Here is an 11,857-nt window from a genome sequence, read left to right on the forward strand (position 1 = left end):
CGGCTCGCGGCTCGCGTCTTCGGCATCGCTCGCGCTCCTGTCCGTGTCCCGGCATCGGCTCTGCGTGCCGACCGTACCGCCGCGCGGAGCCGGTGGGCCGCGATCATCACTTGACCGCGCCGGATAGCCTTCGCGGCTATGGGCGCGATCAAGCCGTGGCATCTCGCGATTCTCAGTCTCTGTTGTCTGCTTCCCTTCGCGGCGGCCGTCGCCGGTGGAGTCTGGGCCGTACGCCGAAGTCGCAGTCGACGCTGAGTCGCGGCGGCGGTGGATCCCGGCCGCGGCACCGCCCCGGGTGGCGACTTCTCCCGCCTCAGCGACTGCCCGGGCGACACGTCGAGGGTGTCCCGAGCACCCACCTGGCCGCGCTACTCAGGTCCCGGGGCGACGAGCGCGAAGTGTCGCGAGAACTCGACAGCTTCGTCCAGGTGGAGGGTGGCAACCGGCGACTCGGCAAGCGGTGGGGTGTCCGGGCGGACTGCGAAACGGGTCCGTACCAGCGTGTCATCCGGACCCTCCTCGTCGATGGCCACCAGCTCGGGAGGCGTGCCCGGACGACCGGTGCCCGACGCGGTCCAGCGGTATCGCAACTCCACCTCGCCAGCCTCGACGCACGTCCAGGTCAGTTGACTTACCGATGTGCCACCGGCGGCATTGGCCCACGCGCTCCAGCCGGTGCCGTCAGTCCGGAGACACACCCAGCTGGACTCCATCGCTCCGTAGTCGTAGGGGCCGCTGTCCCACAGCCCGACGAGGTTCTCGTCCCGCATCAGAGGCTGCCCAGGTTGAGCCGTAGGGCGTGCATGGCCACCTCCTCGAACGGCTTGTCGAACAGCTCGACGCTCACGTCGTCGGCGAGGACCTCGACGAGGTCTTCGTGGCAGACCACGAGGAAGTGGCGTAGCTGCCCCCAGCGCGAGGAGGTCTGGTCCGGGAACTGCACCCGGTTCTGTGCCGCCAACCGGCCGGGCCACGGCGACCCCCGCACCTCGTAGCACCCGTACTCCCAGTCGGGGTGGTAGAGCGGGTGACCGGGCAGCGCCTCGTCATTCGGATAGCCGAAGAGCGCCTGCGCGTAACCGGCGAAGGTTGCCATCGCCACGCGGTGCGGTTGCTCGGTGGCGAAGACGAGCCGGCAGCTCCGCTCGTCCGTCAGCAGCAGCTCGGCCGACCCGGAGGGCGACGGCACCACGCCCAGATCCAGCCGGACCACGTGTGGCGTCACCTGCCGATGGTAGCCCTCGTCATCGTCGTCGGTCACTGTGGAACCTGCGGCTCAGCTTTCCGGGCGCAGCGCCCGGAGCAGGACGGTGCGTAGCGCGTCGGCGGCTTCGCCCGGCGGCATCCGGCCGGCGTCCACCTCCTCGCCGGCGGCGTGCCCAATCTTGATGGTGACCGCGGCGAGCCACTCGGCCGGCAGTTCGTTGTCGAACTCGCCGCTGGCCTGACCACGCCGGATCACCCGGCTGATCCGGTTGGCGATCGGCGCGTGGCGACCCTGGTCGGCCTGCGGGCTCACCGGGACCGACGCGATCTGCTGGACGAGGGCCGGGTGGCGTCCCGCGATCCCGCTGCCGGCCCGCAGGACGCGGATCAGCGCCTCCGCTGCCGGTCCGCTGTCCGGCTCGGCGGCGTCCATGGCGGCGACGGCCTCGTCGGTGATCCGGTCGACGACTGCCGCCAGCAGGTGTTCGCGCGACGGGAAGTGGGCGTAGACGGTCTGCCGGGTCACCCCGGCGGCGCTGGCGATGGCGTCGAGGCTGGCGTCCGGGTGCACGTCGAGCAGACGCAGTGCCGCGTCGACGATCGCGCTGTTGTTGCGGCGGGCGTCGGCGCGGCGGTGGTGGCGCTCAGCGGAACCACTCATCTTTTACACCTTGCCAAGGTTTCTCGGGTGTCGATACATTACAGCCCGTAAAGTTTCGTTCGGAGATCACGGGCTGGCGGTGGGTAGTATGCGCGCTCTCGATGGCACCGATCCCAGGCAGTTCATCGCCGACTTCTTCACCTCCTTCATGGCCGACCTGGTCCGCGGCGACGAAGACACGGCGCTTGTCGTCGACAGGTACCACACGCCGGACATCGTGCAGATCGCCGATGGCAGCCGGATGGATCGCGCCAAGCTCATCGCGCACGCCCGGCCGGCGCAGAAACACCAACCCGACGCCAGGTGGGAGGTGCACGAGGCGCTTGCCGACGGCGACCGGATCGCCGCCCGCTACACCCTGCACTTCCAGAACCGGAAGCGGGAGGGCAGCGTGGAGGTGCACTTCTTCGGGGAGTTCGCCGACGACGGGCGGATGCGGCGGGCGCACCTGCTCACCCGGACCCTTCCCGTCCGGCCCACCTCGGCACCACCACCGCCGGAAGCGCCCGCCGACGGCCAGGTCCCGGCATGACCGTCGGCGTCTACCGCGTGGCGGGCATGGCGTGCGGCCACTGTGAACGCTTCGTCACCGAGCAGATCGAACGAATCCCCGGCGTCACAGGCGTAGCCGTCGATGTCGAACTCGACACCGTCACGGTGACGAGCGACCGACCTCTCGACGTCGGCGAGGTGCGCGCCGCCGTCGAGGAAGCCGGCTACGAACTTCCCTGACGCGGCCCGAAAACGGCCACCTGGTCCGGCTCCGGTCGGCCCACTAACCTCGACCACCATGACCAACTCCGACGAGCACGGTCACCCCGAACCGCCGATCGCGGGCGACGAGACCGCCACCCTGTTGGGCTCCCTGGACCGCCAGCGCGCCACCCTGGCCTGGAAGACCGGCGGGCTCGACGCCGCCGGTCTGCGGGCCACGCTCGGCCCGTCGTCGATCACCCTGGGCGGGCTGCTCAAGCACCTGGCCCTCGTCGAGGACCTCTACTTCTCGCTCAAGCTTGCCGGGCGCTCACCCGGACCACCGTGGGAGACGGTCGACTGGGACGCCAACCCGGGCTGGGAGTGGCGCACGGCCGCCGAGGACACCCCCGAGCAGCTCTACACGCTGTGGCGGGAGGCTGTGGCCCGCTCCCGGGCCACCGTCACCGAACTGCTCGCCGACGGCGGCCCGGAGCAGTTGGCCCGGGGCGGGTGGCCCGACGGTCGGGTGCCCAGCCTGCGCCGGGTCCTTGTCGACCTCATCGAGGAGTACGCGCGACACGTCGGGCACGCCGACCTGATCCGGGAGTCGGTGGACGGGCTCACCGGCGAGGACCCGCCCCGCTGACGGTTCACGCCCGCTCGGCGGGGCATGATTCAGGGGCGGCACCGCCGACGGCTGCGGCGGCGCCGCCCGGGTTCGTCAGGTGGTGAAGCCACCGTCCACATTGATGAGCGCGCCGGTCACGTAGCCGGCCTCGGGGCTGGCCAGGTGCGCGACGGTGGCGGCGATGTCGGCGGGACGCGCGTAGCGGCCGACGGCGGTGAATCCGCTGATGGCTGCCGCGTCCGGTCCGTCCGCCGGGTTGGCGTCGGTGTCCGTCGGCCCGGGGTTGACCAGGTTCACGGTGATGTCCCGTGGACCCAGCTCGCGGGCCAGGCCCCGGGTCAGCCCGACCAGAGCGGTCTTGCTCATCGAGTAGAGCGTCAGCCCGGGAAAGACGGTCCGTTCACTGACGATGCTGCCGATGCTGATGATCCGTCCACCTTCGCTCAGGTGCCGCAGCGCCGCCTGCACGGCGACGTACGGTGCCCGGATGTTCACCGCGATCGTCTGCTCCACCTCTGCCGTGCCGAGTTCGCCCACGGCACCGACCAGGAAGACCGCCGCGTTGTTCACCAGGATGTCCAGCCCACCCAGTTCGGCGGCCACCCGGTCCACCGCCCCCCGTACGGCACTCGGGTCGGCGCCGTCGGCCCGGAGAGCCAGCGCCCGCCGGCCCAGCGCCTCGATCTGCCGCACCACTGTCGCGGCGCGCTCCGCGTCCTGCCGGTAGGTAAGCGCCACGTCGGCCCCGTCCTGGGCCAGGCGGAGGGCGATGCCGGCCCCGATGCCGCGGGAGCCACCGGTCACCAGGGCGACCTTGTCCTTCAGTGTTCTCATGTAAACGATCATGTAGCCGCGCCGACCTCGCCGTCTGGCGGCGATCGGACCCCTCGTTCCCACTCCCAGGTCCGATACCCGCGCGCGCCCGCCGACCCGCGCTGACTGGCGAACCGGATGGCGTACCCGGGTGGGATCTGCTGAACTCGGCGACGACGAAGGGAGGCTCGGTGGCTGAGCTGACGCTGACGCCGACGACGGAGCAGGAGCTGACCCGCCTGCTGGGGCCGCTGCAGCAGGGGTACGCCGAGGACCTGGCGGCCCACCGGGGGATGACCCCGGACGCGGCCCTCGAACGGGCGGTCACCCAGATCCGGGAGTTGCTGCCGGCCGGCGCGGCCACCGACGGGGTCCTGCTGCGGGCGGCCCGGGTCGGCGAGACCGAGGTCGGCTGGATCTGGGTGACACTGCCGACGCCGGCCGCGCCGAACCAGGCGTGGATCCACAACATCGAGGTGCACGAGGAGCATCGGGGACGCGGGTACGCACGGCGGATGATTCAGCTCATCGAGGTCGAACTCGCCCACCTCGGCGTGCCCGAGCTGGGTCTGAACGTCTTCGGTACGAACACCGTGGCGATCGGCCTCTACCGCAGTCTGGGCTTCGAGGTCACCGCGCAGCAGATGGCGAAGCGCATCGACCCGACGGGCTGAGCCGGGACGGTCCCCCCGGCAGGACTGTTCACCTCCCCAGCGGGAAACCGGCGCGGACCGCACCTGGGGAGGAGCGACGGATGACGCACGGTGCCGGACTGACCATCGGTGTGCTCGGCTCGTACGGTGGGCGAAACCTCGGCGACGAGGCCATCCTCACCGGCCTGCTCACCGATCTGCGGACGCAGGAGCCGAACGCCCGGATCATCGTCTTCTCCCGTAACCCGGAGCACACCCGGGCCGCGCACCCGGACGTCGAGGCGGTGCCCTGGGAGGGCGTCAGCCGTACCGACTCGGCCCTGGTCCTGGCCCAGCTCGACCTGCTCATCCTCGGCGGCGGCGGGATCCTCTACGACCGGGAGGCCCGCCGTTACCTGCGGGTGGTCCGGGTCGCCCAGGAGCGCGGCCTGCCCCTGATCACGTACGCGGTGGGGGTCGGGCCGCTCAGCGACGCGGTGGACACCGGCATGGTCCGGGAGACGCTGGCCAGCGCCACCCAGGTGACGGTCCGGGACCAGGAGTCCCGGATGGTGCTCGAGGAGGCCGGCCTGCTCAACCCGATCACGGTCACCGCCGACCCGGCGTTCCTGTTGCAGCCGGAGGACTTCCCGGCCCACCTGCTGGCCGAGGAGGGTGTGCCGGTCGGTAAGCGGTTGGTCGGGATCAGTGTGCGGGAGCCGGGGCGGGCCGCCGAACGGCTCGACGTGGACGGCTACCACCGGCTGCTGGCCCAGATCGGCGACTTCCTTGTCCACCGGATCGACGCGTACGTGCTGTTCGTGCCGATGGAACGCGACGACATCCGGCACGCCCACGGGGTGCTCTCGCACATGGTGGCCGCCGATCACGGCCGGATCCTGCACGGCACGTACTCGCCGCAGCAGGTGCTCGGGCTGATGCGCCACTTCGACCTGGCCGTCGGCATGCGCCTGCACTTCCTGATCTTCGCGGCGATGGTCGGCACACCGTTCCTGCCCCTGCCGTACGCCGGCAAGGTCTTCGACCTGGCCCAGCGACTCGGCGTGCCGGCACTACGCGGCGTGGAGCGGGAGGTCGAGGGGCCGCTGCTGGCCGAGGTCGACCGGCTCTGGGACGAGCGGGAGCAACGCGCGGAGGCCACCGCCCGGCGGGTGGCGGAGGTGTGCGAGCAGGCGCGGGGCACCTCGGAAGTCACCCGCGGTGTGCTGGAGGGCCTACGCAGCCAGGCGCTCACCCGGGTCTGAGTGGACGCTCACACCGCGGGGCCGGTCCACCGGTACCGCCACTCGCTGGCTTCCTCGTGAGCGCTCTCCAACTCGTAGATCTGTGCCTCCGCCAACCCACCCGGGCCGAGGTGGTGGTGGGTGAGCGGCGGACGGCCGTTGCTGTCCAGTTCGACGGTGATGGTCTGCCCGTCCGCCGTGCCGCCGACGAGCAGGATCCGTACGGATGAAGCCATGCGCCCATCCTGCCCGTCGGGCCGCCCGCTCGCAGCGGATAGCGGGGCAGCGGGCGACCCGACCCGTGGCTAGGGTCGGCGGATGGAGCAGACGATCGATCCGACGCTCGGTCCGGTGCTCGCCCGCACCGGTGACGAGCGCGCAGTGCTTGACGCGTTTCTCGACTTCCACCGCAGTGTGCTGCTGCGCAAGCTGCGCGGCCTCTCCGACGCCGACGCCGGCCGGCGGCTGGTGCCCTCGGCGACCACGCTCGCCGGGCTGGTCAAGCACCTGACCCTGGTCGAGCGGAACTGGTTCCCGACTCTGCTGGCCCCTGAGCCGGGCGACGTCTACCTCACTTCGGAGGAGGACGCGCTGGCGAGCTTCACGCTCGGCGACCAGGACACCGTCGCCGGGCTCGTCGAGGCGTACGAGGGGGCCTGCGCCCGGTCCCGGGCGGTCGCCGCGAGCTTCGACCTCGACCATGTGGTGCCGCACCCGCAGCTCGGCGAGGTGTCGGTGCGCTGGATCCTGGTGCACATGATCGAGGAGACGGCCCGACACGCGGGTCACGCCGACATCCTGCGCGAGCTGACCGACGGCGAGGCCGGGGCGCTCTGACCCGTCGCGGCCACCCCAGTCGGCCGCGATGCAACGATCCGCTTGATCAATTGATGAAAAGCAGGCCCCAGAGCCCGTCCAGACCTACTTTTCAGCAAATGATCACCGCAGGGCCAACCACGACACGTGGTGGCCCTGGTGGGCGTGGGTCGTTACCCGCCAGGGCCGCCTATCCTGGGCGCGGGCGGCGACGAGGGGGAGCAGGTGTTTGTCATCCACGGGCTGTGGCTGCCCGGCGACGGCTCGACCGGCGGGCTCGCCGTCTGGGCCGAGGACAGCGCCGCGCCGCCCCCGCCGACTCGCCCCGGCCGGCCGCCCCGGGTGCGCCCGCATCCCTTCGCGGCCGGGCACGCCGACCTGGCCGCCGTCCTCGCTGACGCCGCCGAACCCGCCCGCCCGGACACCGTGCTGCTCACCCTGCCCACCCGGGCGGGCGCACCGACCGACTCACCCGAGCTGATCCGGACCGCCGTCGCGCCCCCGGTCCGCGGCCGGCTCACCCTGGCCGGTTGGCGGGTGCCCGTGCTGGTGTACGCCCCGGACGACGCCCTCCTGCTGCTGCGCCACCTGGAAGAACTGCCGGCCCTGGCCGGGGCGACCCTGCGTCACCTCGCCGGGTTGGCTGACTTCGCCGCCGACCTGGTGACCCGTGGCCGCGTGCTGCCCGGTGTCCGCACGACAGTGGGTTCCCAACTGTCCGGCGCTGCCGCCCCGGTGCCGGCGGGCGCTGCTGCCCCGGTGCCGGCGTGGGCGGTCTGGCGACCGCTGCTGACCGGTACCGACGCCGGTTGGGCGCGGTCGCTCGCGCTGGCCCTGCCACCGGCCGCCCGAGCCGCAGTCGTGCAGCCCACGCCGACCACCGCCTCAGCGGCCACCGCGTCAGCGACGGCGGTGCCGGCAGCCGCCGCGTCACCGGCTGTCGCCCCGGCGGCCAGCACCTCGGTGACGGCCACCGGGCCGGGCGGGGTCGAGCTGACGGCCGCCGCGCTTGTCACGGAGGCGCTCGACGCGCTCACCGACGCCGCCGCACGGGCTGCTCTGGCGACCACCACGCTGGCTCGAGGGCTGCGCCCAGGTGGTCCGGCGCCGGCCTGGTTGGCCGCGCTCGCCGGCCCTCGACGCGACTTCACCATCGAACCGGCCGCCCTGGCCACTCTCCAGGCCGAGCTGGACGTCTGGCAACGCGACGCCGCCGGTGGCCCGGTGCGGGCCAGCTTCCGGCTCGTGGAGCCGGCTCCCGAGGAGATCACCGAACCCATCCTGGCCACCCGCCCGGTACCGGGCGACGGCGTGCCAACGGCGGCGGGAGCGGGCAGCATGCCGGCGGCGGGGCCCGGGTCGGGCAGCATGCCGGCGGCAGCAGCAGCAGTAGCGGGGCCGACGTCGGGGTCGGGGTCGGACAGCGGGCAGGTGGCGGCGGGGAACTCGCCGGTGCCGGTCGAGTCGGTCGGTGCCGGGCGTTGGCGGCTGGAGTTCGGATTGCAGGCGGCCGACGAACCCGGCCTGCACGTCGACGCCGGGCAGATCTGGCGGGCGCCGCAGACGCTCGGCGGCCTGGCCGGCCGGACGACAAGCCCGCAGGAGACGCTGCTCGCCGAGCTGGGCCGGGCCAGCCGGCTCTGGCCGGACCTGGACGCCGCGCTGCGTACCGCCGCTCCGGAGGCGATGGAACTCGACGTTGAGGGGGCGCACCGGTTCCTCAGCGAGGGCGCCCCGGTGCTGCACGCCGCTGGTTTCGGGGTGCTGTTGCCGTCGTGGTGGCAGCGCCCGTCGGCGCGGCTCGGCGCCCGGCTCCGGGCCCGCAGCCGCACCGCGCCAGGCACTGTGGGTGGTACCGATGCCGGTGTCGGCCTGGATGCCCTTGTCGACTACCGCTGGGAGATCGCCCTCGGTGACCAGCCGCTCTCCGCCGAGGAGTTGGCGGCGCTGGCCGAGCTGAAGACCCCGCTGGTGCGGCTGCGCGGCAGGTGGGTCGAGCTGGACCCGGGGCGGCTCGCGGCCGGTCTGCGGCTGCTCCGCTCGGCCGGCGAGCTGACCGTCGCCGATCTGCTCCGTCTCGGGTTGGCCGACGGCGACGCCACCGGTGCGCTGCCGGTGCTGGAGGTGAGCGCCGACGGGGCGCTCGGTGACCTGCTCGCCGGTGCGGTGGAGCGCCGACTCACCCCACTGGACCCGCCGCCGAGCTTCCAGGGCACGCTGCGGCCGTACCAGCAGCGCGGGCTGGCCTGGCTGGCGTTCCTGCGCTCGCTCGGGTTGGGCGGCGTGCTCGCCGACGACATGGGGCTGGGCAAGACCGTGCAGCTGCTCGCACTGCTCGCCGGGGATCCGCCGGAGGCCGGGCCGACCCTCCTGGTCTGCCCGATGTCGCTTGTCGGCAACTGGCAGCGGGAGGCGGCCCGGTTCACGCCGACGTTGCGGGTGCACGTACACCATGGGGCGGAGCGGGCGCGGGGGGCGGAGTTCACCGCGGCCGCGCACGGCGCGGACCTGGTCCTGACCACCTACTCGGTGGCCGCCCGCGACGCCGTCGACCTGGCCGGCATCGACTGGCACCGGGTGGTGGTGGACGAGGCGCAGGCGATCAAGAACGCGTCGACCCGGCAGGCCGAGGCGGTCCGCGCGCTGCCCGCGCGGCAGCGGGTGGCGGTGACCGGTACGCCTGTGGAGAACCGGCTCGCCGACCTGTGGTCGATCATGCAGTTCGCCAACCCGGGGCTGCTCGGCCCGGCGGCGACGTTCCGCAAGCGGTTCGCCGAGCCGATCGAGCGCAACGGCGACGCCGAGGCCGCCGAACGGCTGCGCCGGATCACCGGCCCGTTCGTGTTGCGCCGGCTCAAGACCGACTCGTCGATCATCTCGGACCTGCCGGAGAAGCTGGAGATGGAGGTGCTCTGCAACCTCACCGCCGAGCAGGCCGCCCTCTACCAGGTGGTGGTCGACGACATGCTGGCCCGGATCGAGTCCAGCGACGGCATCGAGCGACGCGGGCTGGTGCTGGCCACCATGACCCGGCTCAAGCAGGTCTGCAACCACCCGGCCCAACTGCTGCGCGACGGCTCGCCGCTGGAGGGCCGCTCCGGCAAGCTGGCCCGGCTCACCGAGATCATGGAGGAGGTGCTGGCGGCGGGGGAGCGGGCACTGCTGTTCACCCAGTACGCCGAGTTCGGCGCGATGCTGCGCGGTCACCTGTCGGCGCGGTTCGGCCGGGAGGTGCTGTTCCTGCACGGCGGCCTCGGCAAGGCCGAACGGGACGCCCTGGTGCAGCGCTTCCAGTCGGCCGACGGTCCGCCGCTGTTCGTCCTGTCCCTCAAGGCCGGTGGCACCGGGCTCACCCTGACCGCCGCGAACCACGTGGTGCACGTGGACCGGTGGTGGAACCCGGCGGTGGAGGACCAGGCCACCGACCGGGCATTCCGGATCGGGCAGCGCCGCCGGGTGCAGGTGCGCAAGTTCGTCTGCGCCGGCACTGTGGAGGAGAAGGTGGCCGCGATGATCGCCGACAAGCGCAGTCTGGCCGAGCGGGTGGTCGGCACCGGCGAGCAGTGGATCACCGAGCTGTCCACCGGCCAGTTGCGTGACCTGTTCGCCCTGGAAGCCGGAGCGGTGGTGGAGTAGTGCGTGAGCCAACCAGCGGCCCCCGCAGCGTGCCGTCCCGTGCCGGCGTGAGCACCGACCGGTTCGCCGACTACGGGCGCCCCCGCCGCGTCGACGGGGGTCTGCGGGCGCGCAGCGCCCGGGGCGCGATCGGCACGTCCTGGTGGTCGCGGCGTTTCCTGGAGGTGCTGGAGTCGTTCGCGCTCGGCACCCGGCTGACCCGGGGCCGGTCGTACGCGCGAGCCGGTCAGGTGCGCACGCTCGACATCGCACCCGGACGGGTGAGCGCCGTGGTGCAGGGCTCCCGACCGCAGCCGTACCAGGTGTCCATCGCGTTGAAGCCGTTTCCGGCCGCGCTCTGGTCCCGGATCGAGGCGGAGTTGGCCGGCCAGGCGTTCTTCAGCGCCCGGCTGCTCGCCGGGGACCTCCCCGACGAGTTGGAGGAGCTGTTCGTCTCCGCCGGTGCGCCGCTCTTCCCGGCCAGCGTCGACGAGTTGACCCAGCGCTGCAACTGCCCCGACTTCGCGGTGCCGTGCAAACACCTCGCGGCGACGTTCTACCTACTCGCCGAGGCGTTCGACGCGGACCCGTTCGAGCTGCTGCACTGGCGCGGCCGATCCCGTGCGGACTTGCTCGACGAGTTGCGCGCCCGACGGGCCGAGGCCACCGGAGCCGCCCCCGCACCGGAGCCGCCGGATCCACCGTCCGAACCGGACGGTCGAGAGTCGGCAGTGGCCGTTCCGGCACCTGTCGGCGCGGCCCGCGCGCTGGCCGGACTGCCGGCAACCACGCTTGCCGAGTCGGCGGACCGGTTCTGGACGCCGCCGGTGCCGCTGCCCGATCGGCCACCCCGATTGGCAACCGGCCCGGACCTCCTGCTGCGCCAGCTCGGAGCACCGGCGCCGGCCATCGGCGGGCCAGGACTGCTCGAACGGTTGCGCCGCGCGTACCGGGCGTTCGGCCCGGCCGAGCGGTGAGCCGTCACGTCCACCGGCGGCGGAACCGCCACATGATGGCGGCGTTGGCCACCAGCACCACCGCGCAGATCGCGCCGGTCAACCGGCCGGCGAACACGGCTATCGCCGGCAGCGACGCCCACAGCACGATGGTCAACAACATCAGATAGCGGCCCCTGCGGGCCCGGGCCCGGTGGTCCAACCGGGCGAAGAAGGCCGGGTCACTCTCCCGGAGCTGACGGGTGATCTGGTCGAACCTGCGCTGATCCTCTTTGCTGAGCATGGCGCTGCCTTCCCCTCACGCGTCCAGCGGTTCGGCGGCATACCCGCTGCTGCGGCGGCTCACGCTCACCCGCTGCTCCTACTTTTCCGCCACGCGAGTTCACCTCATGTCCGGCTTACCCGAACCTTAAGTTTGCCTGTGGTGGGGAACAGCGTGGAACGTGTCGCGTATGGCGCTGCGGTCGGGTCTGTGCCCAGCTGCCGCGCGTACGCCCTGCTGGGAAGGTCCGCGCCCGGCCACCGCCCGTCGCCCGCTCGCGATGCGGCACTGAGCGCTGTCTTAAGTGCCCTCGCGAGGGCGTTCAGCC

Annotated in this window: 14 protein-coding genes; 8 read left to right on the top strand and 6 right to left on the bottom strand. The window is 72.5% G+C overall.

Annotated elements, in window-relative coordinates; genetic code table 11:
- Nucleotides 1-368 precede the first annotated feature (368 nt).
- From AB0B85_RS10965 to AB0B85_RS10975, 3 genes are read right to left on the bottom strand one after another with little or no spacing between them, the layout of a single operon-like run.
- The gene (locus tag AB0B85_RS10965; protein ID WP_357405910.1) at nt 369-770 is read right to left on the bottom strand and encodes a hypothetical protein; all 402 of its coding nucleotides are present in this window, start codon (nt 768-770) and stop codon (nt 369-371) included.
- Nucleotides 770-1,261: a hypothetical protein gene (locus AB0B85_RS10970; RefSeq protein WP_357405912.1), complete on the bottom strand. Its 492-nt coding sequence runs from the start codon at nt 1,259-1,261 to the stop codon at nt 770-772. The genes AB0B85_RS10965 and AB0B85_RS10970 overlap by 1 nt, the downstream gene beginning before the upstream one ends.
- A gap of 15 nt (nt 1,262-1,276) precedes the next feature.
- Complete coding sequence (locus AB0B85_RS10975; RefSeq protein ID WP_357405914.1) at nt 1,277-1,867, bottom strand: TetR/AcrR family transcriptional regulator; 591 nt, start codon at nt 1,865-1,867, stop codon at nt 1,277-1,279.
- A gap of 88 nt (nt 1,868-1,955) precedes the next feature.
- Between AB0B85_RS10975 and AB0B85_RS10980 the strand changes: the two genes are divergently transcribed.
- Genes AB0B85_RS10980 through AB0B85_RS10990 form a run of 3 tightly spaced genes read left to right on the top strand, consistent with a single transcriptional unit; the run spans nt 1,956 to nt 3,209 of the window.
- A complete protein-coding gene (locus AB0B85_RS10980; protein ID WP_357405916.1) occupies nt 1,956-2,399 on the top strand; it encodes a nuclear transport factor 2 family protein in 444 nt (147 codons plus the stop codon).
- Nucleotides 2,396-2,599 (top strand): heavy metal-associated domain-containing protein, encoded by a 204-nt coding sequence (locus AB0B85_RS10985; protein ID WP_357405918.1) that lies wholly within the window; start codon nt 2,396-2,398, stop codon nt 2,597-2,599. Before AB0B85_RS10980 ends, AB0B85_RS10985 begins: the two co-directional genes overlap by 4 nt.
- Nucleotides 2,600-2,657: 58 nt before the next feature.
- Nucleotides 2,658-3,209: a DinB family protein gene (locus AB0B85_RS10990; RefSeq protein ID WP_357405920.1), complete on the top strand. Its 552-nt coding sequence runs from the start codon at nt 2,658-2,660 to the stop codon at nt 3,207-3,209.
- Nucleotides 3,210-3,284: 75 nt separating this feature from the next.
- Here AB0B85_RS10990 and AB0B85_RS10995 read toward each other — a convergent pair whose 3' ends face one another.
- The gene (locus tag AB0B85_RS10995) at nt 3,285-4,025 is read right to left on the bottom strand and encodes an SDR family oxidoreductase (RefSeq protein ID WP_357405922.1); all 741 of its coding nucleotides are present in this window, start codon (nt 4,023-4,025) and stop codon (nt 3,285-3,287) included.
- Nucleotides 4,026-4,195: 170 nt separating this feature from the next.
- Between AB0B85_RS10995 and AB0B85_RS11000 the strand changes: the two genes are divergently transcribed.
- Nucleotides 4,196-4,678, top strand: a complete 483-nt coding sequence (locus AB0B85_RS11000) for an N-acetyltransferase (protein ID WP_357405924.1) — start codon at nt 4,196-4,198, stop codon at nt 4,676-4,678.
- An 80-nt stretch (nt 4,679-4,758) separates the two neighbouring features.
- A complete protein-coding gene (locus AB0B85_RS11005) occupies nt 4,759-5,901 on the top strand; it encodes a polysaccharide pyruvyl transferase family protein (RefSeq protein WP_357405926.1) in 1,143 nt (380 codons plus the stop codon).
- A gap of 8 nt (nt 5,902-5,909) precedes the next feature.
- On the opposite strand, the gene AB0B85_RS11010 is transcribed toward AB0B85_RS11005, so the two are convergent.
- Nucleotides 5,910-6,116: a hypothetical protein gene (locus AB0B85_RS11010; protein WP_357405927.1), complete on the bottom strand. Its 207-nt coding sequence runs from the start codon at nt 6,114-6,116 to the stop codon at nt 5,910-5,912.
- Between the two features lie 82 nt (nt 6,117-6,198).
- Here AB0B85_RS11010 and AB0B85_RS11015 point away from each other — a divergent pair, with 82 nt between their 5' ends.
- From AB0B85_RS11015 to AB0B85_RS11025, 3 genes are all read left to right on the top strand, one after another.
- Nucleotides 6,199-6,717: a DinB family protein gene (locus tag AB0B85_RS11015; RefSeq protein ID WP_357405929.1), complete on the top strand. Its 519-nt coding sequence runs from the start codon at nt 6,199-6,201 to the stop codon at nt 6,715-6,717.
- 204 nt (nt 6,718-6,921) lie between these two features.
- Complete coding sequence (locus tag AB0B85_RS11020) at nt 6,922-10,332, top strand: DEAD/DEAH box helicase (RefSeq protein WP_357405931.1); 3,411 nt, start codon at nt 6,922-6,924, stop codon at nt 10,330-10,332.
- Between the two features lie 47 nt (nt 10,333-10,379).
- Nucleotides 10,380-11,288, top strand: a complete 909-nt coding sequence (locus AB0B85_RS11025) for an SWIM zinc finger family protein (RefSeq protein ID WP_357405933.1) — start codon at nt 10,380-10,382, stop codon at nt 11,286-11,288.
- 4 nt (nt 11,289-11,292) lie between these two features.
- On the opposite strand, the gene AB0B85_RS11030 is transcribed toward AB0B85_RS11025, so the two are convergent.
- Nucleotides 11,293-11,550, bottom strand: a complete 258-nt coding sequence (locus AB0B85_RS11030) for a DUF3040 domain-containing protein (protein ID WP_355028062.1) — start codon at nt 11,548-11,550, stop codon at nt 11,293-11,295.
- Between the last annotated feature and the right edge of the window lie 307 nt (nt 11,551-11,857).

The sequence above is a fragment of the Micromonospora sp. NPDC049044 genome (assembly GCF_040649215.1).
GTDB lineage: Bacteria > Actinomycetota > Actinomycetes > Mycobacteriales > Micromonosporaceae > Micromonospora.